At 72.2% G+C, this 17030-nt stretch carries 12 protein-coding genes and 6 pseudogenes; 9 read left to right on the top strand and 9 right to left on the bottom strand.

Annotation, left to right across the window (positions count from 1 at the left end; all coding sequences use genetic code 11):
• Both QQY66_RS48880 and QQY66_RS48875 read left to right on the top strand, forming a co-directional pair.
• A pseudogene (locus tag QQY66_RS48880) lies at positions 1-317 on the top strand (hypothetical protein); the annotation flags it as partial.
• Positions 287-745, top strand: coding sequence for a hydroxymethylglutaryl-CoA synthase (locus QQY66_RS48875; RefSeq protein WP_301987073.1), 459 nt, complete (start codon positions 287-289; stop codon positions 743-745). The pseudogene QQY66_RS48880 and the gene QQY66_RS48875, both read left to right, overlap by 31 nt.
• Positions 746-964: 219 nt before the next feature.
• On the opposite strand, the gene QQY66_RS50775 is transcribed toward QQY66_RS48875, so the two are convergent.
• On the bottom strand, positions 965-1180 hold the full coding sequence (locus QQY66_RS50775; protein WP_367667067.1) for a hypothetical protein: 216 nt from the start codon (positions 1178-1180) through the stop codon (positions 965-967).
• 86 nt (positions 1181-1266) lie between these two features.
• On the opposite strand from QQY66_RS50775, the gene QQY66_RS50770 reads away from it, so the two are divergent.
• The 5 genes and pseudogenes from QQY66_RS50770 to QQY66_RS48855 all read left to right on the top strand — a co-directional run.
• On the top strand, positions 1267-1500 hold the full coding sequence (locus QQY66_RS50770) for a hypothetical protein (RefSeq protein ID WP_367667066.1): 234 nt from the start codon (positions 1267-1269) through the stop codon (positions 1498-1500).
• A 102-nt stretch (positions 1501-1602) separates the two neighbouring features.
• Positions 1603-1908 (top strand): 3-oxoacyl-[acyl-carrier-protein] synthase III C-terminal domain-containing protein, encoded by a 306-nt coding sequence (locus QQY66_RS50765; RefSeq protein ID WP_367667065.1) that lies wholly within the window; start codon positions 1603-1605, stop codon positions 1906-1908.
• Between the two features lie 143 nt (positions 1909-2051).
• Positions 2052-2335 (top strand): annotated as a pseudogene (gene tatA / locus QQY66_RS48865) (Sec-independent protein translocase subunit TatA).
• Positions 2336-2424: 89 nt separating this feature from the next.
• Positions 2425-3343, top strand: a pseudogene (gene tatC, locus QQY66_RS48860) (twin-arginine translocase subunit TatC).
• A 415-nt stretch (positions 3344-3758) separates the two neighbouring features.
• Positions 3759-4410, top strand: a pseudogene (locus tag QQY66_RS48855) (malonic semialdehyde reductase); the annotation flags it as partial.
• 708 nt (positions 4411-5118) lie between these two features.
• Here QQY66_RS48855 and QQY66_RS48850 read toward each other — a convergent pair.
• The 5 genes and pseudogenes from QQY66_RS48850 to QQY66_RS48830 form a co-directional block, all read right to left on the bottom strand.
• On the bottom strand, positions 5119-7275 hold the full coding sequence (locus tag QQY66_RS48850) for a condensation domain-containing protein (RefSeq protein WP_301987071.1): 2157 nt from the start codon (positions 7273-7275) through the stop codon (positions 5119-5121).
• Positions 7276-7669: 394 nt separating this feature from the next.
• Positions 7670-8740, bottom strand: coding sequence for a hypothetical protein (locus QQY66_RS48845; protein WP_301987069.1), 1071 nt, complete (start codon positions 8738-8740; stop codon positions 7670-7672).
• Between the two features lie 569 nt (positions 8741-9309).
• Positions 9310-9642, bottom strand: a pseudogene (locus tag QQY66_RS48840) (sec-independent translocase); the annotation flags it as partial.
• Between the two features lie 170 nt (positions 9643-9812).
• The gene (locus QQY66_RS48835) at positions 9813-10766 is read right to left on the bottom strand and encodes an aromatase/cyclase (RefSeq protein ID WP_301987068.1); all 954 of its coding nucleotides are present in this window, start codon (positions 10764-10766) and stop codon (positions 9813-9815) included.
• 188 nt (positions 10767-10954) lie between these two features.
• Entirely contained in the window at positions 10955-11611 is a 657-nt protein-coding gene (locus tag QQY66_RS48830; protein WP_301987066.1) for a thioesterase II family protein, read from the bottom strand.
• A gap of 525 nt (positions 11612-12136) precedes the next feature.
• Here QQY66_RS48830 and QQY66_RS48825 point away from each other — a divergent pair.
• Positions 12137-12349 carry a hypothetical protein gene (locus tag QQY66_RS48825; RefSeq protein ID WP_301987064.1) on the top strand — a complete coding sequence of 71 codons (213 nt, stop codon included), beginning with the start codon at positions 12137-12139 and terminating at the stop codon, positions 12347-12349.
• Positions 12339-13005: pseudogene (locus QQY66_RS48820) on the top strand ((Fe-S)-binding protein); the annotation flags it as partial. The gene QQY66_RS48825 and the pseudogene QQY66_RS48820, both read left to right, overlap by 11 nt.
• Before the next feature lie 557 nt (positions 13006-13562).
• On the opposite strand, the gene QQY66_RS48815 reads toward QQY66_RS48820, so the two are convergent.
• The 3 genes from QQY66_RS48815 to QQY66_RS48805 all read right to left on the bottom strand — a co-directional run bounded on the left by QQY66_RS48815 (position 13563) and on the right by QQY66_RS48805 (position 16981).
• A complete protein-coding gene (locus tag QQY66_RS48815; RefSeq protein ID WP_301976964.1) occupies positions 13563-14384 on the bottom strand; it encodes an AfsR/SARP family transcriptional regulator in 822 nt (273 codons plus the stop codon).
• 799 nt (positions 14385-15183) lie between these two features.
• Positions 15184-16026, bottom strand: a complete 843-nt coding sequence (locus QQY66_RS48810; RefSeq protein WP_301976965.1) for an AfsR/SARP family transcriptional regulator — start codon at positions 16024-16026, stop codon at positions 15184-15186.
• A 265-nt stretch (positions 16027-16291) separates the two neighbouring features.
• Positions 16292-16981 carry a ScbR family autoregulator-binding transcription factor gene (locus tag QQY66_RS48805; protein WP_301976966.1) on the bottom strand — a complete coding sequence of 230 codons (690 nt, stop codon included), beginning with the start codon at positions 16979-16981 and terminating at the stop codon, positions 16292-16294.
• Positions 16982-17030 lie beyond the last annotated feature (49 nt).

The raw sequence follows: 17030 nt of genomic DNA, 5'->3' as shown, positions 1-17030 counted from the left end.
ACGAGCTGGACAGCCCCGGTGAGGCCGCCCAGGGCGCGGCGGCGGTGGCCATGCTGGTCGGCGCGGATCCCGCCCTGGTGCGCATCGAGGACCCCTCCGGCCTGTTCACCGCCGACGTCATGGACTTCTGGCGGCCCAACGCCCGGGATGCGGCCCTGGTCGACGGGCAGGAGTCATCAACGCGTATCTGCAGGCCGTCGAGGGCACCTGGAAGGACTACGCGGAGCAGGGCGGCCGCACGCTCGAGGAGTTCGCCGCGTTCTGCTACCACCAGCCGTTCACGAAGATGGCCTACAAGGCGCACCGCCACCTGCTGAACTACTGCGGCTACGACACCGACAAGGACGACATCGCGCGCGCCATCGCCCGCACCACGGCCTACAACACCGTGATCGGCAACAGCTACACCGCGTCGGTGTACCTCGCCCTCGCCGCGCTGCTCGACCAGGCAGACGACCTGACCGGCCGGCCCGTCGGCTTGTTCAGCTACGGCTCCGGCAGCGTCGCCGAGTTCTTCGCCGCCACCGTGGTCGCCGGCTACCGCGAGCACCTGCGCACCGGGCCAAGCTCAGGCGATCACCCAGCGCAAGCCCGTCGACTCTCGCCGGCTACCGCGCGCTGCACGCGCGGTCCTTCCCGACCGACGGCGGCCACCACGCCACCGAGGCACAGACCACCGGGCCCTTCGGCTGGCCGGGCTCAGCGGCCACAAGCGCCTCTACCAGACGCGCTAGCAGCACCTTGAGCACCCGTTGCGCTGCGTGGGCAGCCTTCTCGCGGGCTGCCCGCGCAACGGGTCAGTCATGGCCGCATACCTGCCGGCCTTTCACACCTGTGTTCACAGACCCATTTTAAGAGTAGGGGAGGGCACGCGCATGAGGGATGTCAAGAACCTCGGTCCGGGTGCCGACGGGCCGGACCGGATCGTCGGCGCCATCGATGTCAGGATTCTCGGTACGGGCACCTACGTGCCGCCAAGGGTCGTCTCCAACGACGAAGTCGGTGCGCCGGCCGGGGTGGACGACGCCTGGATCACCCGTAAGACCGCGATCCGCCAGCGGCGTTGGGCCGCCGTCGGGCAGGCCACCTCGGATCTGGCGACGGCCGCGGCGCGTGCCGCGATGGAGTCGGCCGGCATCACCGCCGAGCAGCTGTCCGTGATCGCGGTCGCCACGTCCACGCCGGACCAGCCCCAGGCCGCCCACGGCGGCCTATGTCCAGCAAAACCTCGGCGCGGCCGGCACCGCGGCGTTCGACGTCAACGCGGTGTGTTCCGGCACGGTGTTCGCGCTCTCCGCGGTCGGCAGCGTGATCCTGCGGCGGGGCGGCTATGCGCTGGTCATCGGCGCGGACGTGTACTCGCGCATCCTGAACCCGGCCGACCGCAAGACGGTCGTGCTGTTGGGGACGGCGCCGGCGCGATGGTCCTGGGCACGACCGAGAAGGGCCCGCTCGTGCGGCATGTCGCGCTGCACACGTTCGGTGACCTCTCGGGCCTGATCCAGGTGCCCGCGGGCGGCAGCCGGCTGCCCTGGACCGGGCCGGCCTCGACGCGGGCCTGCAGTACTTCGCGATGGACAGGCAGATGCGCCGCTTTTCGTCGTGGAGCAGCTGCCGCAGCTGGTCAAGGGATTCCTCCACGAGGCCGGTGTCGAGCCCGCCGACATCAGCCACGTCATCCCGCACCAGGCCAACGGCGTCATGCTCGACGAAGTCCTCACGGACCTGGCCATGCCCCGCGCCACCATGCACCGCACGCTGACCACTACGGCAACACGGGAGCCGCCTCCATCCCGATCACCCTGGACGCGGCCGCCCGCGCGGGCGCCTTCCGCCCCGGGCGAGCTGATCCTCCTGGCCGGCTTCGGCGGGGGCATGGCGGCGAGTTTCGCGCTGGTCGAATGGTGAAGAGGCCCTGGAAAACGGCTCGAGACAGTTGCACGGCCACCCGACGGCCTTCCTCGCATCATATTCTCCTCTCGTCGTGCTCCATTTGGCCGGTACCTCCACATGAGCAACAGATCCCTGCTTCGGCAAGAAGGAAGTGGCACATGACAGGCAATCTGAAGCCCCTGGAGATCGTTCTGATAGTTGCTCTCATCGCGCTGCTTTTCGGCGCGAAGAACTGCCGGAAATGGCCCGGTCGCTCGGCAAGTCCGCTCGCGTTCTCAAGAGCGAGGCCAAGGCGATGAAGAAGGACGACGAGGCGGCGGCGACCGCGCACAACCCCGCTGAGGCCGCCGGGCAGGCCGCGCCCCGCACCCTGAAGGCCGCGCCAGGGGACGTGACCGGCTCCCGTGCGGTGACCGAGCCGCGCCACACCATCCACAGCTGACGCCGCGTTCCGACGGCCGCCGCACGACGGAGGAACGTGGGGTGCTGAAGACTACAGCAAGCAGGACAAGAGAGACGGCCGAGGGGCGCATGCCCCTCGCGGAGCACCTGCGTGAGCTGCGTAACCGGCTGCTCAAGTCGGTCCTGGGCGTCCTGGTCGTCACGGTCGTCGCCGCTGTCTTCTACAAGGAACTGATCGACTTCCTGCTGAGGCCGATCCTGGACTCCGTGGGCTGTGCGGACCGCTCGCGCCGGCAGGCGAACGGCGGCGTGCCGTGCGCCGACATGACCGTCAACGGGCTCGGCGCGCCCGTCTCGATCGCGCTCAAGGTCTCGCTCATGTCCGGCGTGGTCCTGGCATCGCCGATCTGGCTCTACCAGCTGTGGGCCTTCACATGGCTCCCGGCCTGCACACCCGTGAGAGGAAGTACGCGCTGGCCTTCGTCGGCGCCGGTGTGCCGCTGTTCCTCGGCGGTGCCGTGCTCGCCTACGTGATTCTTCCCGCAGACCGCGGACCGCCCTTGTCGGCTTCTCGCCCAGGACACCGTCAGAATCTGCTCCCGGTCGACGACTACCTCGACCTGGTCACCCGCATGGTGATCGTCTTCGGGCTCGCCTTCGAGCTGCCGCTGCTGCTCGTGCTGCTCAACATCACCAAAGTGCTGACCCGGGAAGCGGCTGGCCGGCTGGTGGCGCGGCATGCTCATGGGCATCGCCCTGTTCTCCGCGTTCGCCACGCCGACCGGTGACCCGCTGACCATGCTGTCGCTGGCCGCCCCGATACGCCGCTCCTGTGCGTCATCGCGCTGGTCATCTGCCTGCTCAACGACAGACGCCGCGCCCGCAACGACCCCGACGCCGGCCTCGGCGACGACGAAGCGTCCCCCCTCGGCCTCTGCCCGCAGGACGTGGACGCGGCCGAGCTACGGTGTACGCGGCACCGCACGTCACCGCGCAGGCCGGCCCGGACCAGGAGCGGCGGCTGAACGGCCACGACGACATCACCTGACGGGCCGCGGCGGTGACCAGCAGCTCCCCGCGCGCAGACGAGCAAGGCCGCCCCGTGGCCCGGGCGGCCGAAGGGGTCACGCCTTGCGCAGCGGCCGCCATGTCACGACCTGCACCGCCGTGTCCGCCCCGCACCTGCTGGTCGCTGCGCCCGGGATGCTGCTCGGACAGCTCGCCTGCCCGCCGAGGCGTGCCGCGCTCGCCGGGATCGGACGGTTCGCCGTGCCGCGTCCTCGTGCGCCGGCCGCCGCCGGCCCCGGCACGTTCGCAATCCGGCCGGCGCGTTCAGGCGACCGGGGCCGCGCGGTGTCGAGCGATCACGCACGACCGGGGGTTCCCGGGAGACACGGGCGTGCTCCGCGCAGTGCCCGCACGCTGGTCCACCGCCCCTGACACAAAGGTTGCAGCCATGTCGCTTGTCCTTGGCACCACCGCCCCAGAACCTCCTGTTCCGGGAGGCCAGAACCGCCAACACGTTCACCGACGAGCCGGTGACCCAGCGGCGGGTCCAGGCGATCTCAAGCCGCGCGCGCGCGCGCGCGCGCGCGCGCGCGCGCGCGCGCGCGCGCGCGCGCGCGCGCCTGGTCAAGTACGGCCCGACCGCCTTCAACCAGGCCCCGCTGCGCATCGCCCTCGTCCGCTCCGCCAAGAGAAGCCCGCGGCCGCCTGGTCGCAGCACATGGCCAGGGCCAACACGCGCGAAGACCGCCACTGCCCCGCTGGTCGCGATCCTCTCCGTGGACAACGAGTTTCCACGAGGAACTGCCCAAGCTGCTCTCTCCGGCTTCCCCAGCAGGTCAAGGACATGCTCTACGCCGAGCGCCCGGTCCGCGAGCGGTCCGCCCTGGTCAACGGCGCCCTGCAGGGCCAGCGTACTTCATCATGGGCGTCCGCTCCGCCGGCCTCGCCGCCGGCCCGATGACCGGTTTCGACTTCGCCGGCGTCCGGAAGGAGCTTCCTGGACGACGACCGCGGCCGCTGATGATCGTCAACATCGGCAAGCCGGGCCCGGACGCCTGGTTGCCGCGCTCCCCGCGGCTGGACATCGACGAGGTCATCACCACCGTCTCGACCGGCCGGCCCGGCCGCGTCGTCAGCTGCCGTCAAAAACACGCCGTCCGGCGTCGTACGCCCGGCCACAGCTCACAGGGCGAGCTGCCGCTCCGTCTTCAGAGAGCGGCAGGTGCCGCAGCGCAATCGCTCGGGGTGGGCGGGCGGCGGGCCTTGCCGGGCGTGTGCGAAGGGATCCTGAGTGCACGAGGCCGAAGAGGGGCCGCCCGCCGCGTGATACGCCTCGGCCGAGCGGCTGGGTGGGCCCCGAAGGTCACCAGGGACCGCCACCGAGCGGGCGCGGCGCAATGGTCCGCCGTGAGATCGCCTGCCGGCCGCGACGCGAACACTGACCGTTTCATGACCGCTCCCTGCACCTTCGCCTCGCGGCTGTCTTCGCAGGCTGTCAGACAAGGTCCACTCGCACCTCGGTCGAGGATTGCCCGGGCCGCAGCGACGCGCCTCGCCGCCCGGGCCGTCCTGGCAATCAGTCGATACCGCGCACGACGTGGGGCTCCAAGGTGTCGTCTTCGTCGATTCCGGCAAGCCGGAGCGGCGGGACGTGCGGCAGGGAAAGATCCATCCGCTCCGTTGGGCATCCTGCTGCCCTCTTCTTCGGTGTCGTACATCCGATCCTCCTGTCCGGCCGGCTCGCGTGGGGTGGCGGCCGGGCTTGTACGAGCCACCGAGCCATGACGCCGGCGCGTGCATGAGGCTCCCGACGGCTCAGAGCTCCTGCGGACGAGTCCGCGGCAACCGGGCGGGGGCCGCCCGTGCATCAGCCACCCTGCACAACGTCACACGAAAAACGCTCGAAAAGCGGTGGGGAAAACGCCTTGCGGAGCGGTGGGGAAAACGGCGGGCAGGCGGCGCCCCGGCGGGCACCGGGCGCACCCCGGGGTGCGGCTGCCCCGCAGCCGCGGCCGTCGGGCACGCGGCTGCGGGGCCGCCCCCCGGGGTGCCCCTCGCGCCGTCGGCGTCGTCGATGGCCCCTTCGGTGGCGGCCTTCAGGGCTCCGGCCAGATCGCGGGCCCGCTCCCACTCGTCTGCCGTCGCACCGGCGAGTACCACCCGCGGCGGGCGGCCGCCGTCCGCCGCGATGCGCCGGGCGATGTCACAGGCGCCGGCGCCGGCTCCGGAGAATCCGCCGAGCAGCAGGGATTGGTCCCTGCCGAGCGCGGTGAGGGCGGGCTGTGCGCCGTCAGGGTCGGCTTCGGCGGGGAGCACCAGCAGTTCCTGGGGGCCCGGATAGGCGTGGGCCAGCAGGTCGTAGCAGGTCAGGGGGGCGCCCGGCGGCGGTATCAGGCAGATCGTCCCCGCCTGGTCCTGGCGCGCCGCGCGCAGGGTGACCAAGGGGGTGTCCTGGCCGTCCCTGAAGGCGTCGGCCATGAGGGGTACGGTGCTGCCCTCAAGGAACTGCAGGGCTTCTTCGACCGTGGTGGACTCGTCCGCCCACAGGGGAAGTTCACGCAGCAGCAGGGCACTGTGCGCCAGCAGCGCGCCGGCCGCCTCCTCCCCGAGCTGGGCCCGGTCGTGTACCTCCGTGAGGACCAGGCCGCCCGCGCTGTCGTGGTGGGCCAGCAGCCCGACGGGGAGCACGGAGTGGGCGGGCAGGATGCCGGGGAACTCGGCCCGCAGACCGTGGGCGGCGAGTTCGGCCTCCAGGCCTTCCACCGGATGGGGCGGATCCTCGAAGGCGATGACGGTGTCGGCGTCCACGCTGCTGTGGCTCCAGGCGCGGATCCAGTCGGCGGGTACCCATTCGTATGCGGACATCTCCATGGCGCGGTCGCGCAGTTGCCGCAGCAGACGCGGCACGGTGCCCGCCGGGTCCACCTCGACGGTCATGGGGAGCGGGTTGTGCAGCGGCCCCGGTATCCGGGCCGCGCCGTCCAGCGGTATGCCGCGTCCCGACACGGTCACCGCGAAACAGACGGGGGCCGCTTTGGTGGCGCCGGAGGCCCAGTAGATCAGCATGGCCCAGACGGCCTGCAGCACGCTGCTCTCGGCCGTGCCCCAGGTGCCGGCCCAGCGGGCGAGGCGGGCGGTGTCGGCGGGATCCAGGCGGAGCCGGGCGCGGCCGGCGCCGGTCAGGCCGGTGGCGGCGGGCCGGCCGGGCCGTGGAGCCGCACCGTGGGGGCGCGCTGCGCGCCCAGAACCCGCGGGCGGGCTCCGGGTTCTGGGCCGCGACCCAGGCCGTGTAGTCGCGCAGGTCGGGGCGGCGCTCACCGCCGGGCAGGATGCCGCCGGCGGAGATAGGCGCGGTAGAACTCGCGCAGCAGGATGTGCGCGCTCCAGGTGTCGAGCAGGGCCCGGTGGTAGCTCAGCCAGGATCCGGGTGGGGGCGATGGCGGGGGCGGGCGGGGTCCGCTGCGCCTCCAGCAGGGTGAGGCGCAGCAGTGCGGGGCAGTGCAGGTCGAAGCCGCGCAGCCGGTCCCGCTCGAGGAAGGGGTGCCAGTCGTCGTCGCTGATGGCCCGGCGGGTGATCTCGGGCGTGACCCGGTCGTGCACCACGAGCAGCGGTTCGCCGCCGCCGGTGAACGCGGTGCGCAGCACCGTCTCGCAGTCGAAGACCGACTGCCAGGCTGCGGCGAAGCGGCCGGCGTCGAGCGGGCCGTGCCAGAGCCATACGAGCTGCTCGACATGGCGTCCGGTGCCGGGCCGTCCCTCGCCGCCCGTGTACAGCGCCGACTGCTGGGGGGTGGCCCGCAAGACGAGCGGAGCCGGGGTGGCGGGCTCGTCGGCCAGTTCTGCCAGCAGATCCTGCAGCAGGTCCTTGAGGGCGGCCACCGATGTGTCGGTGACGCCGTGGGCCGGGGCGGTGGCCCAGTCGAGAGTGATGTGCAGCCGGCCGTCGGCGAGCTCGGGCCCCCGCCTCGACACGGTGCAGGGGCCGGCCCGGTGCGCCGGCGCGCGCGGGGCGGGCGGAGCCGCGGCAGCAGTTCGCCGGGGCCGGGCACGGTCACGACACGTCCGGGCGGGCGGCAGTTCGCGCAGCCGGCGCCGCAGCGGCGGATCGGGGCTCCGCTCGCGGCAGGCTCCGAAGCCGGCGCCGCCGGGGCGCCGCCCGCGCAGTCGGCCAAGGGGCCGGCCAGAGCGGTCAGTTGGCGAAGCGGGTCGAGGCCTTGGTCCGGTGTGAGATGGACCGGGTAGGGGTCGGTGAGCCGGCCCACGTGGTGTCGTAGGCTCCGCCGGCCGCTGCGGGGGTCGCTGCGTACGTCGAAGCTGACCTCATCGGATCCCTGCCAGCGGGCAAGGGCGAGGGCGAACACGCCGGTCAGCGCCTCTGCGGGGTCAGCGCGAGCCGCCGGGCCAGGACCTGGACGATCCGCTCGGTGTGGTCCTCGTCCAGGACGAACCCGGTGCGGCGGGCCTCCCCAAGCCCGGCCGTGCGGGCGGGCGCCGGGGCGGCGTCGGGCGCATCGCCCGGCCTGGCCGGCGGGGCGGGCCGGCGGGAAACGCCCGCCCGCTGCCTGCGCCCGGCGACCAGGCTCCAGTGCCGCGCCTCGGCGGGGTCACGGGCCAGCTCCCGCAGTTCGCCGATCCAGTCGGCCAGGCCGTCGGGCCGGTGCTGCGGCCGCGCCGGACGTCCGGCACCAACCGCGTCGAGGGCGGCGGCCAGGTCGTCGAGCAGGATGCGCCAGGACGCGGCGTCCACGGCGAGCTCATGCGCGACCACGGCAAGCCGGTCGGCACGCGGTCCGGCCGGACGGCGGTCCCTGGCGAGCAGCGCCCGCAGCTGGATGCCGGCGCGCGCGTCGAGCGTGCGGCCGGTGAAGTCCACAGCCGCGCCGAAGTCGGCCTCGTTGGTGAACTCCCTCTCCACCAGCGGATCCTGGTGACCTGCCGCCCCGTCCTGGGCCTGGGCGGTGAGCCGGCCGTCCGGGCCGCAGATGCGGGAGCGCAGCTGAGGGTGGGCGGCCAGGACGGCACCCAGGGCCTCGCGCAGCGCGCTCGCGTCCGGCACAGCGTCCGTTGCGAGCAGCACCGCCTCATAGCGGTGCGCTGCGCCGGATGCGAGGACCGCGCGCTGGGCGGTGGTCAGCGGGTGGCCGGCGGCCGGCGGCGGCTCGGTGAGCCGATCGGCGAGGCGGCCCGAAACCAAGGCGGCGGGCCCTGCCTGCGTCGCCCACAACCGCAGCGTGTGGTGGTCGGGGCCGTGCCGCAGCAGCTGGTGCTGCGGCACCGGCCGATCCAGGTCATCGGCGCTGAGCTCGCCCAGGATGTGGTCCAGGGCGGCACGGTCGAGCGGCCCGCGCAGCTCGAGGTCCCACCGGCTCGCGTACGGGGCGGGGCCGGGGGCGACGAGCACGGAGATCGGCGCGTGGGGGCAACGGTGAACAGTCATGGTGGCCGGGGTGTGCGGTCCGTCGCGAGGGCCGGGTACCCTCTCTCCTTTCTGCGGGCGCTGAACGGGCATGCGGGCTCCTAGAACGACCCGGCCGCCGGGCCAGGCGGCGGCGGCCCGGCCGGGGCGGCGGACGGATCACGTCCCCTCGCGCCGTACGGGGCCGGGGCGGCGGCACGGTGGAAGGCCACGCACCGGCCCGGGCAGGCGGGGCTGGCAGGGGTGGATGCGGCGCGGGCGGCGCAGGGCGGCGTATGCGTGGGCCGGGCCGGGCTGTCGTGCCTGTCCCCCATGACGGCCTCCTGGCCTGGACGTCCACAACGGTCGGGCTAAGCACGCTAGTTGCCGTACGGCGCCGGCGTCCGTTTTCCCAAGCGGGTGTGCAGCGGGGGCCGAGCGGTGCCCCAGGGCAGGGCCCGTGACCACACCAGCCGGGGCGCCGGGCCCGGCCGCGCCGGGCCCAGGCGGGCCGGCGCCCCGGCCAAGGGGCGTTGCCTCAAAAAGGGGGGGGCGGGGCGGGGACGTTCAGGTGGCGGCTACGGCGGCGAGGGGGGTCCGGGCCTGCGGGGCGACTCGCTCTCCTGGCCGTTCACCGCGTCGGCGACTTCTGCCGCTTGTGTGCGCAGGTCGAAGCCGTTACGGATCTCCTTGAGCCCCAGTTCGTCGTCGCCCAGCTGCTTGCGGATGAACGTCTTGGGATTCAGGTCCTCGAAGTTGACGTCCTTGAACTCGGGGCCGAGTTCCTCGCGGATGTCCTGCTGGGCCTGGTCCGAGAAGGCACGGACCTTCCGGATGATCCGGGCCGCGTCCTGAATTACCTTCGGCAGCTTGTCCGGGCCGAAGATGAGCACGGCAAGAATCGCGAGCATCACCAGCTCAAGCGCGCCTATGTCATTGAACATTGCAGCTCCTCGCCATGTCCGGGCAAAAACCACGGTACGGGGTGCCCGGCGAGGCACTGCTTTCCTTTGTGCCGCGGCTCGACTCCTTTCCAAGGATTCCCGCAGCACACCGCTGCCGTTTCCCGTGCGCAGGGCTGCTTTTGGGCGCGGCCGCCCGCGCCCGGCCGCGGTCACAGCATGCGGACGGCGCTTTCCGCGTGCTGCTTGGCCAGGGCCAGCAGGGCCCGGCAGTTTCGGCCGAGGGTCTGGCGCACATGCCAGCGGGCGTGTGCCAGGCCCGCCTGCTCGCCCAGCACGGCGGTGATGTTCTCCTCGCGCAGCACGACGCTGTGCTGCGCGAGGACGGTCACCCCCGTCTCGTCCGGGACGACGGACCATTCGCCGGTGTGTGCCCCCAGCAGGGGGGAGGTCGCGGTCTCCTTGTAGACGATGCGGCCCGCGTGCGGGAAGCAGATCCGCACCGACTCGGCGCTGTGCGAACCGGACTCGGTCAGCGTCTGTACGGTCATGCGCTGCACTCCGGGCGCGTCCTCGGTGAGGTCGACCCGGGTGACGTGCGGGACCAGTTCGGGCCAGGCCCCGGCCCGGTAGAGAAAGTCGTAGACCAGCTCGGCCGGGCCGTGGATGCGCACCGAGTCCTCGAAGGACAGGACCAGTTCGTCCAGGCGCGTCCACCGCTCGGCGAAGGCCTTCACGTCGGCGAGCTGGGCGCGGCTGTTGCCGCCGGTGGCCCGCTGCGCCCACGCCACGTCATCGGGCCGGTCCCCGGTGATGCTGTAGTCGTACAGCAGTTCCAGCTCGGTACGGTGCGGGCCCTGCGAACGCACGTTCAAGGTGCCGCCCATCGAGTCGAACGGGGACGCGGGCAGTTCCTGCCGGAAGTCCACGCGGCGCTGCACCGGGTCCAGGTGCCGCCACGAGGTCCACGATTTCAGCAGGCCGTCCATGAGGGACCACATCCTCAGCCACCCCCGTTCGCCGTCGAAGTCCAGCTGCTCCACATGGATGACCGGGGAGAAGTAGAGCGGCCACTTCGCCGCGTCGGTAATCAGCGCGTAGACCACACCGGCGGGTGCGGACACGTGCACCGTGTGCGCGGTCTTGTCCGCGAGCTCAGCAGACATCTGGACACCTCTCTCCTTGCCTTACGCGGACGGGACGGGGACGCGAACAGAATTCGGACGGCCGGATGAAAACCGCTGGAGCATGAGCGGGTGAAGCGCTGCCCCCGTATCCGCCGGCTGACGTGCATCGCACTGTGATTCCGAGGGCGCAGGCGCTCCTGCCCGCACCGGGTGGCCGGAGCGCGGGCTCAGCCGACGGGCACGCGCTCGCGGGCGAGGCGGCCGGCGACGCGGCAGGCCCGGCCCAGCAGCCGCGGCAGTTCACGGCCGCCGCGTACGAAGAAGTGACGTCCGGGGACGGTGCGCGAGCGGACGGGCCCCTCGGTCCACTGCCACCAGCCGTCGGTGATCGCAGGCGGCGCAAGCGGGTTCGCCTGCGAGGCGAGGACGAGGACCGGTGTGCTCAGCGGACCCCTGGACGAGGGGGTGCGGGCCGCCTCTTCCAGGGCCTTTGCCAGCTCCAGGTCGGCGCGGAGCACCGGCAGCATGGCCCGCAGCCAGATCCCTTCGTCGCTGCCGGGCGGCACGGCGCCGTTGCCGCCCAGGATGTGCAGCACTTCGGCATCACTCGCCCCGCGGACATCCGCCAGCGCGCAGGGCACGTGGGGCGGCGGGCAGGCACTGACGGCAAGGAGCGCGGGGCCGGGCATCCCCGCCTCGTGCAGGGCGCGCGTCACGGTGAGGGCGACCATGGCGCCCAGACCGTGCCCGTACAGGACGTAGGGGCCCGAGCACGGGTCGGTGAACTGGGGCAGCACATCGGCGAGCAGCGCCTCGTGCGTGGTCACCCGGGGTTCGGACCGCCGCCGTTCACCCCCCGGCAGGCACAGCGCCCTGACCTCCACCCCGGGTCCGGCGCGCTCCGCCCAGCCGTCGAAGACGGAGACACCCCCGCGGAGTGCGCGAAACAGTGCAGCCGCACTGGCTGGTCGTCCGGCATGGCATCCTCCTTGGCCTCCCCCTGGGGCGCAGGGGTGCGGTTCGAGAATCGCCGGACAGCCTCAAGCATCCCTGGAGAGCGGGCTGAGGCCCGCCCGAAGGCGAGCAGCCGCGCACAGCCCCCGGGTGCAGGGCAAGGTGAAAGACCCTCGATTGCCTCTGGAGCCCGCAGCGGTGCCAGACCTGCCGGCCCGGCGGGCACCGCACCGCTGCGCACCGCAACTCCCCTGGCCGTGCAGGCCCTTGGGGCGTGCAGCCGGGCTGCCGGAACCGCCGCAGCCGGGGCGGGGCCCGCGACACCGATCACCGCGGCCTGGCCACCTTGCGGAGTCCGAAGTGGGTACTCTCCGACCGAGCCCACAAGTTACCGCCCAGTAGGCCCGTTCTCGCCGGTACGGGGAGCCCGCCCATGCAACTCGCCGCGATCATTGTTGCGCTCCTCCCTTGCCGTCGTCGGCTCGGCGCTGTTCGCACGCGCCATCGGCGAGTTCATCCGGTACTTCAAGCTCGGACAGCCGGTGCCGGCCCGCGCCCGGACCGACCACCCCTGCCGGCGCGGCGCGGCCCTGGTGAAGGAGTTCCTCGGCCACACCCGGATGAACCGGTGGGGCGTCGTCGGTGTGGCGCACTGGTTGCACCGGTGACTCCGCCCGCCGCCTGGGCAACGAGCCGCTGTTCCAGGAGCTCGGCATGGAGAACGTGGCCGCGCTGAACATGGCGTTCGGCGAGGACGACGAGGACGAGAGCACCAAGAAGCCGAAGTCCTCGAAGAAGATCGTCGCCACCTGCCCGCACTGCCTGAACACGATCGGCAACGAGTACCCGCAGCTCGGCGGCGACTACGAGGTCATCCACCACACCCAGCTGCTCCAGCACCTCGTGGATGCGGGCAGGCTGGTCCCCATCACCCCGGTCACAAGATCTACACGCCCCCGCGCGAGATCATCGCCAGCGTCCCGGCATCCGCAACGAGGAGATGCACCGCCACAAGGAGCGCGGCTTCTGCTGCGGCGCCGGCGGCGCGCGGATGTGGATGGAGGAGCGCATCGGCAAGCGCATCAACAACGAGCGGGTCGACGAGGCGCTGTCGGTGAACCCGGACATCGTGTCCACCGCCTGCCCGTTCTGCCTCGTGATGCTGACCGACTCCGTCAACGGCAAGAAGAACGACGGCAAGGCGAAGAAGTCCATCCAGGTCGTCGACGTCGCCCAGCTCCTGCTGGACTGCGTGAAGACCCCGGCCGATCCGCAGGACTCGGCCAAGACGCAGAGCACGCCGGAGCCGGAGCCGGTGAAGTAACAGCGGCCGTACGACGCAACTGACGCCTCACGGGCATCTGGTACGAACGCTGCGTGAGGCACGAGGCGGACCAGCCCGCGGCGTGTTCCCGGCACAACGAGACACGACCTGCACAGGACGCAGCGAGCGCGGAACCGGGCGGCTCCACCGTTCAGAGCCGGTATCCGATGCTCCTGCGGTCGGTAGGGCCGAGAAGATGACCGCAGCCTTCGGGCAGTGCCCCCTCCCGCCCGGGGAATCCGCGGGTGCGGTGGTGGCCCGTTCGAAACCTGGCGGTGCACCGCCTCGCGCACGGCTCACCCGCCCTGCAGGTGGCCCGCCGCCCCGGGCGGCAAAAGGGCCGCGCCGGCTCGGGACGTGGACAGTGCGCGCGCCCACACTGCCGGGCCATGCAGGGTGTCAGAGCGTGTGGCCGGGCTGCAGCCGCCGGCCGCAGCCCCGGGCACACACGCCCGGCCTCCTCGCAAATTCCCACCGGGCTCAGGCCACCAGGCCTCTCAGAATCCGGGCTCACCCATAGGCACTGAGGACGGCGCAGGCCCCCGCTCCGGCCGGCCTCAGGCGGCGTAAAGATCGAAGGTCGAGCTGCGCCGCACTCCGGCGACGACGTCCAGTTGCGGGTCGACGGCCAGCATGGCCTGGTGCAGCCGCTGCACCTGCGGCGAGGGCTCGACGCCCAGTTCGTCGATCAGCCGGTTGCGCAGCTGCCGGTAGACGGCGAGGGCCGATGCCTGCCGCCCCGACCGGTACATGGCCACCATGGCCTGCGAGTGCAGCCCTTCGTGCTGCGGGTAGCGCGCCGTCAGCTCGGCGAGTTCCGCGATGAGTTCGGCGTGCCGGCCGAGCCGCAGATCGGCGTCGATCCGCCGCTCGACGGTGCCGAGCCGGCTCTCCTCCAGGCGCATGACCTCGATCCCGAGGATCGGTCCGACCCGTACGTCGACCAGCGCGGGGCCGCGCCACAGCTCCAGCGCCTGCCGGAAACGGGCGGCCGAGGTCGCGTCGTCCCCGGTCTCGAAAGCCGACCTGCCTTCGGTGACCATGCGTTCGTACTCGTGCACGTCGACGCTCTCGGCCGGTATCTGCAGCAGATAGCCGCCGTGGCGGGTGGCCAGCACTTCCTTGGCCGTGCCGGGGGCGTCGGGCCCCATCGCGGTGCCCAGGCGCCGGCGCAGTTGGAGGATGTAGGTCTGCAGCGTGGTGAGCGCGCTCTGCGGCGGCTCGGTTCCCCAGATTTCCTCCATGAGCATGGGAACGGGCATCACCCGTCCCGGGTAGAGGGCCAGCAGGGAAAGAATCTGCCGCGGCTTACCGGCCGTCGGGACAATCGATCCCCCATTGACCTCGGCACTCAACGGACCCAGAACCTGAATCTTCACTGCTTTCCTCCGTAGCTCGCCGAGTTCCTCTCATGGCTGAATTCCGTCACCGTCAGCACACTAGCCAAAATCGCGCCACACCCTCCTTTCTTCGACCAGAGCTCGAGGATGTTTCAGCGGAACACCTGGATCCGCACAATTGATCCGCTCAGGAATAGCGGACGCCTCCTGGCACCGGACGCGTCCGGCGTATCACGGAATACTCTTTCCGGTCCCCGCTCCCGTGGAGTTTTGCTGCAGAGAAACCGAAATGCGGGAACCCGGCCGCTCCGCCCGCCGGGCATGCCCGGCGGGGACGGGTGCCGTCTGTCCCCGCGTCAGGGGAAGCGCGCGGCTCCGGCGCAGCCGGTGGGGGGAGGGCCCGGATGCGTGATCAGCGGCCCGGGCGGCGGGAGGGCCGGCCGTCCGGGGGCAGGGCGGCGAAAGCCGGCCACGGTGTGCACCGCGGCTTCGGCGGCCGGGGGACGGCACCGGCGGCAAGGCGGGCGGGCCGGGCCGGGGCAGGGCGGGGCGGGCTGCGGTGTCCTTCTGCGCGCTCAGGGCCGTGACGGCGCAGACGGTGGCGGCCGTGGCGGGAGAGCCGGCGTACGGTCCGTGCGGGCCGCGCTGCCGGGCCACTGCCGGATCCCCCAGGGGCGCCGGCGTGTTCGGGCCGTGCACCAGGGGCGGCGGCGCGCCCGCGGATCAGGGCGGCGTGGACGGCTCGGCGGCCTCGGGGGCCGGCGCCTGCCGCGTTCCGGGGCGCCGGCCACCGGGTGCCACCCGCTGCGCGCAGGCCCCCGGGGGCGGGCGCGGGCACTCAGCTCGTCGACACGAGCCGCTCCTTGGCCGCGTGAGGTGCCGCCGTGGACTCGGGGCTGGCCGTCAGGACGGACCGCTGCAGGCGCTGCAGCCCCGCGGACGGCTCCAGACCGAGGTCGCGTACGAGCGTGGCACGCAGCCGCTGATAGGCCTCCAGGGCCTCTCCGCGCCGCCCCGAGCGGTACAGCGCGAGCATGAACTGGCCGTGCAGGCTCTCGTGCGTGCGGTAACGGTTCACCAAAACCGTCAGCTCGGCCAGCAGTTCACGGTGGCGTCCCAGCCGCAGATCGGCCTCGATACGCTGGTCAAGAGCGCACAGCCGGCTCTCCTCAAGACGCTTGATCTCCGTCTCCAGCTGCTCCCCGACCTGCACGTCCGCGAAGGCGGTGCCGGACCACAGCGTGAGCGCTTCGCGCAGCTGGCGTGCGGCGCCGGGGAAGTCACCCGCGTCCATGGCCCGGTATCCCATGCCCGCAAGACGCTCGAACAGGCGGACGTCACTGGGTCCGCCGCCGCTGGCCAGCAGATAGCCGCCGGGCATCGTCACCAGCACGTCCTTGGCGGTGCGCGGTGCGCCGGGTCCGTCCGCACCGCCGTGGCCGTCCTGCTCCAGGGCCACGGCGATGAGTTCCCGCAGCTGCAGGACGTAGGTCTGCAGGGTGGTGCGGGCGCTGCGCGGCGGGGTGAGGCCCCACAGCTCCTCGATGAGGGCGGAGACGGGCACCACCCGGTCGGCGTGCAGTGCCAGCAGAGCCAGAACCTGGCGCGGCTTGGGGGCCGTCGGCGTGATGGAGACGCCGTTCTCCGTGACGGCCAGTGCGCCCAGTACCTTGATGTCCACGCGATCTCCCCTGTCTTATGCACGAGCTCCGGTCAGTCCGTGGCCGCCAGCAAAGGCCAGTCCGGCTCCCTGCCAAGACTAAAAACAGCACGTGCGGTATGTCAATATCAAACCGCGCATCCTGTATCTCTTCCGCTCCGAGTCGAGGTCATGCGTCCCCCGAGCAGGCCGGATGCTCGATCTCCAGTGGAACTCAAGGCGTTCGCGGGGCATCCTTGAGGGATCCTCAAGGGGTAGCGGGGAAGATGCAACTGAGGCCCAGGTCTTAAACAGACCTCTTGGTATGCAAATTTGGGGGGCTGGCCCGCGCGGACTGCTCCTGCGGGGGGACGGCGGTCAGCAGGTTCGAGCCCGCGCACACCAGCCCGTCCAGGTTCTGCCGGCCGGCGAGCAGCGGCAGCAGGACCTCCCAGAAGCGGGTGACGCTGCGGCGGGAGAGCCAGGAGACGTCCTCGCCGCCGAGGATCTCGAAGCCCGCGGTCGCGGCGACGATGACGCGGGCGCCGTCCGCGGCGGACACCCCTTGGGCCAGGGCGCCGCTGCGCTCGGCCCGGCGCAGGCTGTCCTCCACCCAGCGCTGCCACTGCCTGCGCAGGGAGGGCCCGCCCCGGCGCGCGGCGTCGCCGGCGAGTTCGAAGCCGCCGCGGACCACGATGTCGCGGGCGAGGCTGTCCATCAGCTCGTGCGTGGCGTCCACCACCGTCTGCAGGGAGTCGCCGTGGCGGGCCCGCGCCGTCTCGGTGATCCGCCCGAGGGCCTCGGCGGCCTGGGCCCGGACCGCTTCGGCGAGCCTGTTCTTGCTGGCGAAGTGGAAGTGCAGCGCACCGTTGCTGACACCGGCCCGGCCGCTGATGGTGCTCAGCGAGGCGGTGACGAAGCCTTCCTCGGCGAACACCGCGGCCGCGGCCTGGATCAGCGCGTGCCGGGTGCGCACCGCTCGCTCCTGTTTGACCATGTGCACTCTCCTACACAGAGCGGGAGACCGGGGGCCGCCGCCGCACCGG

This window comes from Streptomyces sp. DG2A-72, from assembly GCF_030499575.1.
In the GTDB taxonomy this organism is placed as follows: domain Bacteria; phylum Actinomycetota; class Actinomycetes; order Streptomycetales; family Streptomycetaceae; genus Streptomyces.
This window is presented reverse-complemented; position numbering and strand designations above follow the sequence as displayed.